Source organism: Mesorhizobium sp. W016, assembly GCF_054719485.1.
The window spans coordinates 1,668,502-1,682,930 of record NZ_JBTTIF010000002.1 but is presented as its reverse complement, the minus strand read 5'-3'; the positions used below and the strand labels follow the sequence as shown (position 1 = coordinate 1,682,930).

Genomic DNA, 14,429 nt, shown 5'->3' with positions numbered 1-14,429 from the left:
AGGTAATTGTAGTCGGGAAATAACTAGATTTCGTGCGGCGGACCTAATCACCTAATATATGTGGTGTCTGCCCCGGCAAAGATTGCCGGGTCGGGAACGGATTCCGGCTGCCGCACACATAGCAGGAGCGCGGTCTCATGAACTGGACTGACGAGCGGGTCGAACTTCTCAGGAAACTGTGGTCGGAGGGCTTGAGCGCAAGCCAGATCGCCGCACAACTCGGCGGGGTCAGCCGCAACGCGGTCATCGGCAAGGTGCACCGGCTGAAGCTGTCGGGCCGCGGACGCTCGACCGCGACGCCGGCGCGTCAGAAGAAGACAACGCAGGGATCTTCGATCCAGAAATCGGTGCCTCGCGCCGCAACCACGCAGCGCCATGTCACGACTTCGATCGGGGCGAACGCACTGCAGGCGCAGTTCGACGCCGAGCCGGTGGCGCGCCACTACATCCGCCCGGTCGAAAACGTCGTCGTGCCGATCTCGCGGCATCTGCAGCTCACCGATCTCACCGAGCGCACCTGCAAATGGCCGAATGGCGATCCGCTATCGGAAGACTTCAACTTCTGCGGCAACGAGGCGGCTGAAACCGGACCTTACTGCAAGTACCACGCAAGGGTGGCGTTCCAGCCGGCTTCAGAGCGGCGCAGGAGCCGGTAGTTAGGAATAGGGATTGGGGACTGGGCAGTAGGGAATGGGGTAGCGCTCGTGAGGCGCTACCTTATTCTGCCTACTGCCTACTGCCTACTGCCTACTGCCTACTGCCTACTGCCTACCATCACAGCCACCCACTCTTCCGAAATCGCCAATACAAAAACGAGCAGATCAGCGCGATCGAGACCAATACGACGGGATAGCCGTATTGCATCTTCAGTTCCGGCATGTCGTCGAAATTCATGCCGTAAATGCCGGCGAGCGCCGTCGGCACCGCCAGGATCGCCGCCCATGAGGCCAGCTTCTTGGTGTTCGCGGTTTCCTGGCTCTGGCCGACCAGCAGGCTGGCTTCGAAAGCGAACGCCAGAACCTCGCGCAGGCTGTCGATCTTTTCCTGCACGGTCCGGATATGGTCGGTGACATCGCGAAACAGCGGATGCATTGCGGTATGGATCTGCGGCAGTTCGGCGCTGGTCAGCCGGCGGCAGACCTCGACCAGCGGCAGCGCCGCATTGCGCAGGCGCAACAGATCGCGGCGCAGCATATAGAGCCGCTCGATGTCGGGACCGGTCATCGGCTTCAGCAGCACCCTGTCCTCGATCGCCTCGACCTCGTCCTCGATCTGCTCTAGCACCGGCATGTAGTTGTCGACGATGAAGTCGAGGATGGCGTAGAGGACGAAATCCTCGCCCTTGGCCAGTGAGTGCGGACAGCTTTCCCAGTGCTGGCGCACGGCGGCGTATGAGGTCGAGGGACCATGCCTGACGCTGACGATATAGCCTGAGCCGACGAACAGATGCGTCTCGCCGAAGGTGACGCGTCCGTCGATCAGCTGTGCAGTGCGGGCAACGATGAACAGTGCATCGCCATATTGCTCGATCTTCGGCCGCTGGTGCGGATGTTCGGCGTCTTCGATCGCCAGTTCGTGCAGATGAAATTGCGCCTTGACGCGCAGCAGAAGCTCGCGGTCGGGTTCGAGCAGCCCGATCCAGACGACATGGCCCGACTTCTTGGCCCATTCGCCGGCTTCCTCGATCGGTATGTCGGCGATGCGCTTGCCGGCGGTGTAGACGCTCGACGCGATGATGCCGGACGATGCCGGCGCCGGCTTGAACTCTCGGACATATTCCATCGCAGCCTCCTGAGCGCCTGGCCTTGGCCAGGAACCGAGACGCTAACATCCGGGCAGTTTAGCGCAATATGATTAAGCGTTCGAGGGGCGCGATCACTTCACCGGCAGCACCGGCAGGGCAACCTTGTCGGTCTTGTCGCCCTTGGGACGCTCGGCCGGCAACTGCTCGCCGGTGACGATGTAGTAGATCGTCTCGGCAATGTTGGTGGCGTGGTCGCCGATGCGCTCGATGTTCTTGGCGCAAAACAGCAGATGCGTGCACGGCGTGATGTTGCGCGGATCTTCCATCATGTAGGTCAAAAGCTCGCGAAACAGCGAGGTGTACATGGCGTCGATCTGGTCGTCGCGGTCGCGAACGAAGCCTATTTTCTCGACCGAGCGCGAGGCATAGACGTCGAGCACTTCCTTGAGCTGGGTCAAAGCGAGTTCGGCAAGCGCCTCGAGGCCGCGAAACAGGCTGGTCGGCTGGCGGCCGTCAATGACGCTGACCACACGCTTGGCGACGTTCTTGGCGAGGTCACCGACCCGTTCGAGGTCGGCCGAAATGCGGATGGCGCCGACGATCTCGCGCAGATCCGTCGCCATGGGCTGGCGCTTGGCGATGATGACGATGGCTTTGTCGTCGATTTCGCGCTGGCCATCGTCAAGCACGATGTCGTCACGAATGACCTTCTGGGCGAGGCCGGGATCGGCATTGACCAGCGCCTGGATCGCCTGCTCGACCATGCGCTCGGCATGGCCGCCCATCGCAGCGATGCGCTTCGCCAGGTATTTCAGCTCTTCGTCATAGGCGCTGACAATGTGTACGGACTGCATGGGCGAAATGCCTTCCTTAAATCTTTGGCCTTTTGAGTCGTTTCCTCGACCCCTGTGCTGATACGCTAGCCGGATGACAGAAAGAAGAAACAGGCAGTTAGCAGATAGTACCGCCTCAGCCTGCCGGCAAATGGACCGTGAACGCCGCGCCCTTGCCAACCTCCGACTTGATCGAAAGCCGGGCGTTGTGGCGCGTCAGAATATGCTTGACGATGGACAGGCCAAGACCGGTGCCTTTCTGCGTGCGGCTGCTCTCCACGTCGACGCGATAGAAGCGCTCGGTAATGCGCGGTATGTGCTCTTCCGGGATGCCCGGGCCGTAGTCCCTGATGGTTACATCGATGCCCGGTTCCGGGCCGGCCTCGCCCCGCGCGATCGACACCGTGACGCGTCCGCCAGGCTGGCCGTATTTGCAGGCGTTTTCCAAGAGATTCTCGAACACCTGGAACAGCTCGTCGCGGTCTCCGGGCACGTCGAGCGGCCCCTCGGCGTAGTCGCGTTCGATGACGACGCCGTTCTCGCTGGCGAGCGGGCCTAGTGAATCGATGACGCTGTCGATGGTCTGGCGCAGATCGACCTCGGTTCCCGGCCTCAGGTAAGGCTTCATTTCAAGCCTCGACAGCGACAGGAGATCGTCGATGAGGCGCGCCATGCGGCCGGTCTGGTTCTGCATGATCTGCAGGAACTGCTCGCGCGCCGCCGGATCGTTGCGGGCCGGGCCGCGCAACGTCTCGATGAAGCCCGAGATTGAAGCAAGCGGGGTGCGCAACTCGTGGCTGGCATTGGCTATGAAGTCAGCGCGCATGCGGTCGATGCGGCGCGTCTCACTCTGGTCCTTGAATACCAGCACATAGAGATCGGTGGCGTGGCCGACCGAGGACGCGCTGACCCGGTAGGCCCGTTCAACCGGCAGCTTCTCGGTGTAGTCGACGGCATCGGAGGCGACGGTTCCCGACAGCACGCCGTCGAGCAAGGCCTGCATTTCCGGCGCGCGGAATTTTAGCGACAGCGACAGGCCGGGCGCGATACCGACAAAGGCGGCAAAGGCGGCGGCATTGGCGTGGACGATGGTGGCGGTGCGGTCGAAGATGATCAGCGGATCGGCAACGGCAGCCGCAAGATATTCGCCGGAAAGCCGCTGCAGCCCGCTCGCCTCGATCGTGGCAATGGTCTCAGCAGACCGGCTGGCGCCTCCGGTTGGCAGAAGCGCGGCGGCCAGCAGCACCGTCAACGCAGCCAGGACGACATAGGCGGAGATACCGGCAAAACCATAAACGGCCATGATGGCGATCGCACCGGCGGCAAGCAGCCATCGGCTGTTCCACAGCCGGCCGGCGACGGCCTGCCCCGTGGTTGTCCGCTCTGCGCCGGTGTCAGCCATTCGTGCTTTCCGTGCTTCTGCGCCGGTCCCGCCGAAACTTCCGCTGGACCGGGTTTGAGGCCCCCCATAGCATGAGTCCGCAAGCTGGAAAGGTTCGTCTCGATGAAAAAAGCCAAGGAAAGTCCCGCCGCAGAGCCGGCAGAGGGGCCGCTGAAGATCAAGGTGGACGGCAAGGAGCGGGAGTTCGACATCGAAAACCCCGAGCTTCCCAGCTGGATCGAGGACCACAAACTGACCGCAGGCGACTACCCCTACGACAAGAAAATGAAGACCGAGGAGTATGACGAGACGCTGGAGCGGCTGCAGATCGAACTGGTCAAGGCGCAGGCCTGGCTGCAGGCGACCGGCAGCAGACTGATGTCGCTGTTCGAGGGGCGCGATGCCGCCGGCAAGGGCGGCACCATCTCGGTGCTGCGCCAGTATCTCAATCCTCGAACCGCGCGCAATGTGGCGCTGACCAAGCCGACCCCAACCGAAGTCGGGCAATGGTACTACCAGCGCTACGTCGCCCATTTCCCGACATCGGGCGAATTCGTCACCTTCGACCGGTCCTGGTACAACCGCGGCGGCGTCGAGCCGGTGATGGGCTTCTGCACACCGGAACAGCATGCAAAATTCCTCGACGAGACGCCGCATTTCGAGCGGATGATCTCCAACGACGGCATCTATTTCTTCAAATTCTGGCTCAACATCGGCCGCGAAACCCAGCTCGAACGGTTTCACGACCGCCGCTGGTCTCCGCTGAAGAACTGGAAGTTCTCGCCGATCGATATTGCCGGCATCACCAAATGGGACGACTACACCAAGGCGCGCGACCAGATGGTCGAGCGCACGCACAAGCAGTTCGCGCCCTGGATCATCGTGCGGGCCAATGACAAGCGACGCTCGCGGCTGGCCGTCATGCGGCGCATCCTGTTGTCACTGCCCTATGATGGGCGCGATCTCGACGCCATCGGCAAGGAAGACAAAAAGATCGTCGGCGAAGGGCCGTCGTTTCTCGAGAAGTAGAGACTGGCCTCGATAGGCAGAGGCTGAAATTACAGAGCCCACCCCCACACGGAGGTGGGCTCTGTGGCCATTGTCTAAAGCGCATCGCATTTGAACGGATTCACGCGACGCGCTTTAGGTCTTTGTTTCATGCATGTCGTTCTCTCAAAACCGGGGCCACTTTGAGCGACATGCATTAAAGCGCGTCGGGTGAAGACAGTCTCACGACGCCTGCCGCATGCCGAGCATGTGGGGGGTGCCCCTGGCCAACACCGGGGCGTGATGGTTGCGGCGCGAACGCACGACATCCAGCGTATGCTCGTTGAAGGTCAGCAGTGTGGCGACGACCTGCTGGTTGCCATAGGTGCGCTGGTACCCGAGCGGCGTCGCCAGGAAGTGCAACTGCAGCGTCCGCAGCACCCACACCGGCTCGACCTCGATAATGACCTGATCGACATTGCGAGCAAGGCCCCATTCGACGAAGCCGGCGATCAGTTCGGTGCCGACCGTAGACACGCCGCGCTTGCCATCGCGAAAGCCTGGCGCCACCGCGTAACGGGTTAGCTCCCAGACATTCGGTCCCGAAGGGCGCTTTCCCTCGCAGAGTTCCGGCATCACATCGCTAAGGAGATGCGGCCGTGTGGTCGGCAGCATCCGATGATAGCCTGCAAGCTCGCCATTGCGTATGACAAGGTGGTGTTCGGCCTCATCATGGTCGAATTGATCGATTTCGAGGCCGTCCGGGCGATCGAGATCGGTCCACCGCATCTCATCGACGAAGACCTTGTAACGCAGGCGATGGACGGCCTCCCATAGGTCGGGACGTTCCATCAGTTGTTGAGTGGTAAGGGAAAATAGCATTAGCCGTCTCCTGGGCTTAAGAGGAAGATACGGCCGGGCTTTCCCGAAAAAATTGCGCGAAGGTGTTGGCAAGGATTTCCAGGCTGCCACAGCCGACATGGCTAATATAGCTGCGTCTAAACGCCTCCGCGATGGCGTGCACCCTGTTGGCGACGCCGAGTCTGCTTTTGGCGTTAAGAAAGCATTAGCCGTCTCAAGAGGACGACAGGGGCCGGTCTTTTCTGAAGATATGACGCCAACAATGCGGCCATAAATTTCGGGCCGCCAGAACCGGCCTAGCTGATATAGCCGTGCCTGACTGCTTCGGCGACTGCCTGCACACGGTTGGCGGCGCCTAGTTTGCTCTTGGCGTTGAGAAGGTGTTTCTCAGAGGTATGCTCCGAGATGCCGAGGATCTGCGAAATCTCCCACTCGGATTTTCCGACCGCCGCCCATTGCAGGCATTCGCGCTCGCGCGGCGTCAATTCAATGTGATCGATAGATTTGCCGGCCGTCGTTTGAAGCTGCATGGCGCGGCCGATGGCATAGGTGGAGGCCAGCGAGACCATTGCGAATTCGGCTTCGGACAGTTCGACCGCCTCACCGCCCAGCGAGACCAGCGCGATCTGGCCTTCGAGCGTGATCAGCGGGAAGGCGAGGCCGTCACGCAGCTTGAACTGGCGGGCGTCGCGCATTACCTCGGCGCTGCTCTTGTCGGCGGGCATGCTTTGAACGGCATCGCGCCATTGGAATGGCGCCCGAAACTGCTTCAAATGGCTGACGACCGGATCGTGGTCGACGTAGTTGCGCGATAAGTAACGCTCCAGCCATTCGCTAGGCCAATCGCAGAGCAGCACATGGTCCTTCGTCTGGCTGCTTGGTGTACCGGGCTGCGGCACCGTTGCGGCTATCAGGGCCGTCAATCCGAAATTCGAGGTGACACTAAGTAGCTGCTCGCACACCGCAGCCGACGTGTCGGCACGCTGCACCCGGTCAATATATTCAAGTGTCCGGTCAAAATAACCCATCGCAACATCTACCCCATGTTGCCTACCGCTCTTGAGACCGATGCTACGTGCCTGCCCCGCACTTAGCCATCAACCCCGGATTGCAAAGCCACATCCTTAGCTTTTCTAACGCCAGCGACCGCCAACCCCGGGCCGACTCTGTGCGGCTATTTGCAACCTCGCCAAAGCATAACCCGAAATTTGCCCTTTGAAATCAAAAACAATTGTGCCTGCGCCGTTTTCGTATCACAAGCCAACGGCCAAGACGGGCGGAGTTTTTTGTGACATCACGCTGGATAACCATCGCCTTGCTGTCGATGCTGATCGGAGTGCAGCCGTTTGCCGGCGCTGTGCGGGCAGCGGAACCGCAGGTGCCGGTGCTTTGGGATGCCAAGGAGCGGCTGCCGAAGCCGGACCTTGCGGCGCTGCCGAGGCTCAGGTTCCTCACCACAACCGATTTCCCGCCCTTCAATTTTCTCGACGGCACGGGCCGACTGTCCGGCTTCCACATCGACCTGGCGCGGGCGATTTGCGCCGAACTCGACATCGCCGACAAATGCCAGATCCAGGCGCTGCCCTGGGCCGAACTCGACGACGCGTTGCAGAAGGGCGAAGGCGAGGCGATCATCGCCGGCATCGCCGCAACGCCGGAGACGCGGGCGAAGTACAGCTTTTCGCGCTCCTATCTACAGTTTCCGGCGCGCTTCATCATGCCGAAGACCAAGGCCTTCGCCGAGCCGATCCTCGACAAATTGCGCTCGAAGCGGGTCGGCGTGCTGGCCGGCTCGGCGCATGAAAAGATGCTGCGCGATTATTTCGGCACCGTGCAGATCATCCGCTTTCAACGGCCGGAAGACCTCTACAGCGACTTGAAGAGCGCCAAGATCGATGCCGCCTTCGGCGACGGCATGCGCTTTTCCTTCTGGCTGGGCGGCACGGACGCCGCCGGTTGCTGCCGCTTCGCCGGTGGACCCTACCTGGCGCCGGAATATCTGGGGTCCGGCATGACCATTGCCACCCGGGCCAGCGACCCAGCGCTGGCCGCAGCCATGGACTACGCGCTGCAGGAGATATCGGTGAAAGGCACCTTCGCCGAATTCTACCTGCGCTATTTCCCGGTCAGTTTCTTCTGATCCGGTTCCCGGTCAGCTTTTTCTGATCCGGTCCCGGTCAGCTTCCTTTAGGGGCTGGATCAGGTCAGCGTGCGCAGGCGGGCCTTCGCCCCGCGCGCGATGGCTGCGGCGGTCAGCGTGTCGAGATCGAGCTCACGCCGGATCAACTGCAGCACCCGCAATTCCTCCATGCGCATTTCTAGATCGACGGCGGCAACCTCGAAGGCCGCGGCATAGGCGGTGTCGTGCAGCCGTTCGGGCAAAGTCTCGGCGACACGCTCGAGCACGCCTTCCAACCCATCCTTTTCATGCAGCATCTTCTGGCAGTCCTGCGCAATGGCGATCAGCCTGTCCTGCTTGAAATCCTCGAACACCGGCCAGCTGCGGACGACGTCGCCGATGCGCGCCAGTTCGATATCGGTCATGTCGCGATCGGAAGCCGAGGTGATGACCATCAGGTAGATCAGGGCTTCATGGGTGGACGGCAACGGCATTCAAAACTCCTTGATAGTGAGGGTCGAAGGTAGGGACGCCACGGCGCCGTCGCAACGAAAACGCCTGATATCGTTGACGCTCCGCCCTGTCGCGCCTAGAGACCCGGTTGAAAAATCTTACCAGCCGCGAAAGCCGGCCATGACTGGAACTTTGACATGACGGGATCAAACATCGCCGATCTCAACCCCGAAATGCTTGCGGCAGCCGCCGAAAGCAAGGCCTGGCCGTTCGAGGAAGCCAAAAAGATCATCGAGCGCTACAAGGGCGGCGACTTCCCGGAGATCGTCCTGTTCGAGACCGGCTACGGCCCGTCGGGCCTGCCGCATATCGGCACGTTCGGCGAGGTCGCGCGCACCTCGATGGTGCGCCATGCCTTTCACGTGCTGACCGGGAACAAGGTCAAGACCAAGCTGCTCTGCTTCTCCGACGATATGGACGGCATGCGCAAAATCCCCGACAATGTGCCGGATCGCGCAGCGCTCGAGCCCTATCTGCATATGCCCCTGTCGGCGGTGCCCAATCCGTTCGGCGGCGACTATCCGAGCTTTGGCGACCACAACAACGCGATGCTGTGCCGCTTCCTCGACACGTTCGGCTTCGACTACGAATTCGCCAGCGCCACGCAGTACTACAAGGCCGGCCGCTTCGATGCGATGCTGGTGCGCGCCGCCGAGCGCTATGAGCAGATCATGGCGGTGATGCTGCCGACGCTGGGGCCGGAGCGGCAGGCAACCTACAGCCCGTTCCTGCCGATCTCGCCGAAGAGCGGGCGCGTGCTCTACGTGCCGATGAAGCATGTCGACGCCAAGGCCGGCAACATCACCTTCGACGATGAGGGCACCGAGACCACGCTTTCGGTGACCGGCGGGAAGGTCAAGCTGCAGTGGAAGCCGGATTTCGGCATGCGCTGGGCAGCGCTCGGCGTCGATTTCGAAATGTTCGGCAAGGACCACCAGACGAACGCGGTGATCTACGACCGCATCTGCAACATTCTCGGCGGGCGCGCGCCCGAGCATTTCGTCTACGAACTGTTCCTGGACGAGAACGGCCAGAAGATCTCGAAGTCGAAGGGCAACGGGCTGACCATCGACGAATGGCTGCGCTACGCGCCGACCGAAAGCCTCGGCCTCTATATGTATCAGCGGCCAAGGCAGGCGAAAAAGCTCTATTTCGACGTCATCCCACGCGCCGTCGACGAGTACTACACCTTCCTCAACGCCTATCCGCGCCAGGACTGGAAGGAGCGGCTGGGCAATCCGGTCTGGCACATGCATGACGGCAAGCCGCCTTCCATCGACATGCCGGTGCCGTTCTCGCTGCTGCTCAACCTGGTCAGCGCCTCCAACGCGCAAAACAAGGATGTGCTGTGGGGCTTCATCTCGCGCCATGCATCTGGCGTGACGCCGGCGACGCATCCCGAACTCGACCAGCTGGTCGGTTTCGCCATCCGCTACTTCGACGATTTCGTGAAGCCGACGAAGACCTTCCGGCCGGCCGACGATGTCGAACGCGTCGCGCTGGAAGCGCTTGGCAACGCGCTTGCTGGCCTGCCGGCCGGCGCCGACGGCGAAGCGATCCAGAACGCTTCGCTCAACGTGGCGCGCAAGATCGAACGCTATCAGGACCATTCGAAGAAGAGCCCGGACGGCGGCCCTGGTGTCTCGGGCGCTTTCTTCCAGATGATCTACCAGGTGCTGATCGGCCAGGAACGCGGACCGCGCTTCGGTTCGTTCGCAGCCCTCTACGGCATCGCCGAAACCCGCGCGCTCATTGAGCGGGCGCTGGCTGGTCAGCTGGCGGCGTAATTTCCGTCCCGGCCAGCGGCGTGTCTATCGCCGGGGCATCGAGGATCGGTTGCGACGCCGTCGGTGCCACAACAGGCGTTGGCGCCGGTGGCAGGCCGCCAAGATCGGTCGCGGCGCCGAAGACGCCCTTCTTGGCGGCGCGCGCCTTGTCGCCCGCTTCGACATAGGGGCCGGCTGCCGTGGCGCGCGCCCAGCCGTTTTCGACCAGCCACTGGCCGACATCCAGCTTGCCGATGCGGCATTCGGCGGCGATCAGCGCACGGTCGGCCTCCGGCGGCACCTTGCAGGCAACGGCCCGGCCGCGCAGGAAAGACCGGAACGCGGTGCGCGCCCTGATACCGCAAGCCCAGGACTTGCCGCCCTCGGTGCAGGTCTCGTCTTGCCTGACGATGTCGATGCCGGAGACCGTCACGGAATAACCATTGGCTTCGATCAGGCCGGCGGCGGCCGCGACCGGCTGGAACAGTTTTGTTCCTCCCCAGTCGTCGACCGCTCTGCGCCCACGCGGCTTGGGCGGCCCGGCCAGCGCCAGGTCGCTCAGCGGCGCGCGTGGCTCAACCCGTTCAAGTTCTTCTACCGGCAGCGGCGGCGGAGCGATGGCCTCGGGATCGATCGCCCTCGAATGCACCTGAGGCGAGTGCATCGGAGGCTTGACGGGCCGGACCTCGGGGATCGCCGACGTCGCCGGCTCCTCGGGCACGGCCTCGGTGTCCGGGTCGATCTGGTCGACGGTGATGGCGGTGCTTTCGCGATGCAGCGCGCGACCGCCGGCGACGACAATGGCGACCATCACCGGGATCGCCAGGAGGGCTATGAGGATTTGAAGCAGACGCACCGCGAGACCTACTGGCTTGCCCAGACGATCCGCGCCACCCATTCGACATCGCGCATCGCGATGTCGCGGTCCGGGTGGTCGGGGTTGAGCGAAATCAGCACGATCGATTTCGTCGTCTGGCGGTCGAGCACCTTGGCCATGACTTCGCCGGCATTGGTCTTGACGACGACGCGGTCGCCCTTGCGGGTAGCGGCGCCCGGCTCGACGATCAGCACATCGCCATTGCGGTACAGCGGCAGCATGGAATCGCCCTGCACCTTCAACGCATAAGAGGTTTCGGTCGCCCGTGCCGGAAGCTCGACAAGGTCCCAGCCCTGGCCTGAGGGATAGCCGGCATCATCGAAGAAGCCGCCGGCGCCGGCCTGGGCAAAGCCGAGCAGCGGCACCGCCGAACGCTGCGCGGCTACCGAGCCCGAAGCGGCCTTGGCACGGCCTTCGACCAGCCCGGTGAATTCGTCGAGCGAGGCGCCGGTCGCCTCGATGATCTTCGCCAGCGATTCGGTCGACGGCCAGCGCGGCCGTCCATCCGAGGACAGCCGCTTCGATTTGTTGAAAGCGGTGGAGTCCAGACCGGCTCGCCGGGCCAGGCCGGAGGCCGACAACGAATAGCGCTCAGCGAGAGCGTCGATGGCTGCCCAAACTCGGTCATGCGAGAGCAATTCGCTCTCCTCAAAACAGGAAAAAATACCTTTTCCTTCTAACGCGCGGTCATCCGATTGTCCACCGGCGCGCGGCCGATCCCCTAAAAAGCTGTGTGCGGCGAAGTCGTCATGGATGCCTCAAACTGCCTTGGCAAGGCTGCGCAATCCTTGGTGGGAGGTCATGCAAACCCGCTCGGCCTCGGTCGGCGGCCGCGGTTGAACGGAGCGGTCAAGCGTCCTATTGGACGCGCCAAGGACGCAGTAGCATTTGATTTGGCGCATGATCCTTTCCGAAAATCGATTCCGATTTTCGGGGTCATGCGCGAGGTCGGCGAGCATCATGTAGCGGGCGTTGTTGAGATGGAGGTTGAAGTCGATGTCGGCAGGCAGCGAAAAGCCAGCCGACTTTCGCTGCCGACCGCGTAAAGGGTCACGGCGCGCCTTGCCGTGGCCATCATGCGCGCAAGGCGCCCTCAGACGTACATGGGGCGCTAGCTCAAGCGGCCTTCTGCACCTCGCCTTTCGCATAGGGATCGAAGCGCTGGTAGAAGGTCTCGCCCTTCTCCGCCAGGTCGAGTAGCAGCTTGGGCGCCTTGAACTCGGCGCCGTATTTCTTCTGCAGGCCCTTGGCTATTCTGACGAACTCCCCGATGCCGATGCCGTCGATATAGGACAGCGCGCCGCCGGTGAATGGCGCGAAACCGAAGGCGAGGATCGAGCCGACATCGGCCTCGCGCGGATCGGTGACGATGCCCTCTTCCATCACCCGGGCCGCTTCCAGCGCAATGGTTACCAGCAGGCGCTGCTGCAGTTCCTCATAGTCGACCTTCTCGGCCTCCAGCTGCGGATAGAGATCCTTCAGGCCCGGCCACAGCTTCTTCTTGGCAGGCTTGGCCGGATAGTCGTAAAAACCCTTGCCGTTCTTGCGGCCGAAGCGGCCATGGGTGTCGACCAGCGTGTTGATCAGCGCCATCTGCCTGGGGTCGACAGACTTGTCTCCGAGGTCCCTGATGGTCTGCTTCATGATCTTCTGGGCAAGGTCGATCGCCGTCTCGTCGGTCAGCGCCAGCGGGCCGACCGGCATGCCGGCGGCCTTGGCGGCGTTCTCGATCATCGGCGCCGGAACGCCTTCGATCAGCATCTTGTAGGCTTCCGACATGTAACGCAGCACGCAGCGGTTGACGTAGAAGCCGCGCGTGTCGTTGACGACGATCGGCGTCTTCTTGATGGCGCGCACGAAATCGATCGCGGTGGCCAGCGCCTTGTCGCCGGTCTTCTTGCCCAGGATGATCTCGACCAGCATCATCTTGTCGACCGGCGAGAAGAAGTGGATGCCGACGAAATTCTTCGGCCGCGCCGAATTCTTGGCCAGTGCAGTGATCGGGATGGTCGAGGTGTTGGAGGCGAAGACCGCTGACGATTTCAGCACGGCTTCGGCCTGCTCGGTGGCAGTCTTCTTGACGGCCGAATCCTCGAACACCGCCTCGACCACCAGATCGCAGCCGGCGAGATCGGCATAGTCGGCCGTCGGCGTGATCAGCGACAGAAGTCTGTCCTTCTCCTCGGGCTTGGCGCGGCCCTTCTTGACCTGATCGGAGATCAGGCTGTCGGAATGCGCCTTGCCCTTTTCGGCCGACGCCATGTCGCGGTCGAGCAGGACGACCGGGATGCCGGCCTTGGCGGTGACAAAGGCGATGCCGGCGCCCATGAAGCCGGCGCCGAGAATACCGATCTTCTTGAACTTGGTCTCCGGCACGCCGGCCGGACGGCGGGCGCCCTTGTTGAGCTCCTGCAGCGAGACGAACAGCGAGCGGATCATCGCTGCTGCTTCCTTGGACTGCATGATTTCGGTGAAATAGCGCTGTTCGATGCGCAGACCGGTGTCGAACGGCACCAGCAGGCCCTCATAGACGCATTTCAGGATGGCCGCGGCGGCCGGATAGTTGCCGTAGGTCTCGCGACGCAGGATGGCGATGGCCGGCGGCCACAGATTGAAGCCGGCGGGCGAATAGATCAGGCCGCCGGGCAGCTTGAAGCCCTTCTCGTCCCAGGGTTGGACGGCTTTCAGGCCGTTCCTGATCATCGCCTTGGCGGTCTCGATCAGCTTGCCGGGTTCGGCGATCTCGTGGATCAGCCCCATCGCCTTGGCTTTCTGCGGCGACAGCGTCTGGCCGGTGGTCAGCATCTGCAACGCCTGCTGCTGGTCGGTCAGGCGCGGCACGCGTTGGGTGCCACCGGCGCCGGGGAAGATGCCGACCTTGACTTCCGGCAAGGCCATCTTGACCTTTTCGGAGTCAGCGGCAACGCGGCCATGACAGGCCAGCGACAGCTCGAACGCGCCGCCCATGCAGGTACCGTTGATCGCCGAGACCCAGGGCTTGCCCGACGTTTCGAGCTTGCGCCACAGGCCCCCCATGCGGCCGGCATTGTCGAACAGAAGCTGTGCCGCCTTCTCCGGGTCCTTGGTCTTCTCCTTGGCAAATACGGCCAGCATCTTCTGCAGCATGGTCAGGTCGGCGCCGCCGGAGAAGCTGTCCTTTCCCGAGGTGATCACCGCGCCCTTGATGGCGGCGTCGGCCACCACCTGGTCGATGATCTTGTCGAGCTCGTTCATTACCTCTTCGGTGAAGACGTTCATCGAGCGGTCCGGCATGTTCCAGGTGACCAGCGCGATGCCGTCTGCGTCGGTGTCGACCGTGAAGTTTGTGTAAGTCATGTCTCTCTCCTT

13 protein-coding genes and 1 pseudogene are annotated in these 14,429 nt (G+C 62.5%); 4 read left to right on the top strand and 10 right to left on the bottom strand.

Annotated features, from left to right (window positions below; genetic code table 11):
* Positions 1–137: 137 nt before the first annotated feature.
* Positions 138–656, top strand: a complete 519-nt coding sequence (locus ACYG9V_RS08560) for a GcrA family cell cycle regulator (protein ID WP_023669627.1) — start codon at positions 138–140, stop codon at positions 654–656.
* A gap of 118 nt (positions 657–774) precedes the next feature.
* On the opposite strand, the gene ACYG9V_RS08555 is transcribed toward ACYG9V_RS08560, so the two are convergent.
* From ACYG9V_RS08555 to ACYG9V_RS08545, 3 genes are all read right to left on the bottom strand, one after another.
* Positions 775–1,782, bottom strand: a complete 1,008-nt coding sequence (locus ACYG9V_RS08555; protein ID WP_023692534.1) for a magnesium and cobalt transport protein CorA — start codon at positions 1,780–1,782, stop codon at positions 775–777.
* A 93-nt stretch (positions 1,783–1,875) separates the two neighbouring features.
* The gene (gene phoU, locus ACYG9V_RS08550; protein WP_023696693.1) at positions 1,876–2,598 is read right to left on the bottom strand and encodes a phosphate signaling complex protein PhoU; all 723 of its coding nucleotides are present in this window, start codon (positions 2,596–2,598) and stop codon (positions 1,876–1,878) included.
* A 115-nt stretch (positions 2,599–2,713) separates the two neighbouring features.
* Positions 2,714–3,979, bottom strand: coding sequence for an ATP-binding protein (locus tag ACYG9V_RS08545; RefSeq protein ID WP_023726832.1), 1,266 nt, complete (start codon positions 3,977–3,979; stop codon positions 2,714–2,716).
* A 102-nt stretch (positions 3,980–4,081) separates the two neighbouring features.
* On the opposite strand from ACYG9V_RS08545, the gene ppk2 reads away from it, so the two are divergent.
* Positions 4,082–4,987 carry a polyphosphate kinase 2 gene (ppk2, locus tag ACYG9V_RS08540; RefSeq protein WP_023711408.1) on the top strand — a complete coding sequence of 302 codons (906 nt, stop codon included), beginning with the start codon at positions 4,082–4,084 and terminating at the stop codon, positions 4,985–4,987.
* Positions 4,988–5,188: 201 nt separating this feature from the next.
* On the opposite strand, the gene ACYG9V_RS08535 is transcribed toward ppk2, so the two are convergent.
* Both ACYG9V_RS08535 and ACYG9V_RS08530 read right to left on the bottom strand, forming a co-directional pair.
* A complete protein-coding gene (locus ACYG9V_RS08535; protein ID WP_023681954.1) occupies positions 5,189–5,827 on the bottom strand; it encodes an acyl-homoserine-lactone synthase in 639 nt (212 codons plus the stop codon).
* Between the two features lie 275 nt (positions 5,828–6,102).
* Positions 6,103–6,834: a helix-turn-helix transcriptional regulator gene (locus ACYG9V_RS08530; protein ID WP_023669621.1), complete on the bottom strand. Its 732-nt coding sequence runs from the start codon at positions 6,832–6,834 to the stop codon at positions 6,103–6,105.
* Positions 6,835–7,130: 296 nt separating this feature from the next.
* Between ACYG9V_RS08530 and ACYG9V_RS08525 the strand changes: the two genes are divergently transcribed.
* On the top strand, positions 7,131–7,946 hold the full coding sequence (locus tag ACYG9V_RS08525; protein WP_050586840.1) for a transporter substrate-binding domain-containing protein: 816 nt from the start codon (positions 7,131–7,133) through the stop codon (positions 7,944–7,946).
* 59 nt (positions 7,947–8,005) lie between these two features.
* On the opposite strand, the gene ACYG9V_RS08520 is transcribed toward ACYG9V_RS08525, so the two are convergent.
* Positions 8,006–8,419 carry a tellurite resistance TerB family protein gene (locus ACYG9V_RS08520; RefSeq protein WP_023688697.1) on the bottom strand — a complete coding sequence of 138 codons (414 nt, stop codon included), beginning with the start codon at positions 8,417–8,419 and terminating at the stop codon, positions 8,006–8,008.
* A gap of 156 nt (positions 8,420–8,575) precedes the next feature.
* Between ACYG9V_RS08520 and ACYG9V_RS08515 the strand changes: the two genes are divergently transcribed.
* Complete coding sequence (locus tag ACYG9V_RS08515; RefSeq protein ID WP_023732412.1) at positions 8,576–10,225, top strand: lysine--tRNA ligase; 1,650 nt, start codon at positions 8,576–8,578, stop codon at positions 10,223–10,225.
* Here the strand turns inward: ACYG9V_RS08515 and ACYG9V_RS08510 are convergent.
* From ACYG9V_RS08510 to ACYG9V_RS08495, 4 genes and pseudogenes are all read right to left on the bottom strand, one after another.
* Positions 10,188–11,060, bottom strand: a complete 873-nt coding sequence (locus ACYG9V_RS08510; protein WP_023688698.1) for a thermonuclease family protein — start codon at positions 11,058–11,060, stop codon at positions 10,188–10,190. The genes ACYG9V_RS08515 and ACYG9V_RS08510 overlap by 38 nt on opposite strands.
* 8 nt (positions 11,061–11,068) lie before the next feature.
* Complete coding sequence (locus tag ACYG9V_RS08505; protein WP_023681959.1) at positions 11,069–11,719, bottom strand: S24 family peptidase; 651 nt, start codon at positions 11,717–11,719, stop codon at positions 11,069–11,071.
* Positions 11,720–12,028: 309 nt separating this feature from the next.
* Positions 12,029–12,156: pseudogene (locus tag ACYG9V_RS08500) on the bottom strand (thioesterase family protein); the annotation flags it as partial.
* 41 nt (positions 12,157–12,197) lie between these two features.
* A complete protein-coding gene (locus ACYG9V_RS08495; protein ID WP_352496858.1) occupies positions 12,198–14,417 on the bottom strand; it encodes a 3-hydroxyacyl-CoA dehydrogenase NAD-binding domain-containing protein in 2,220 nt (739 codons plus the stop codon).
* Between the last annotated feature and the right edge of the window lie 12 nt (positions 14,418–14,429).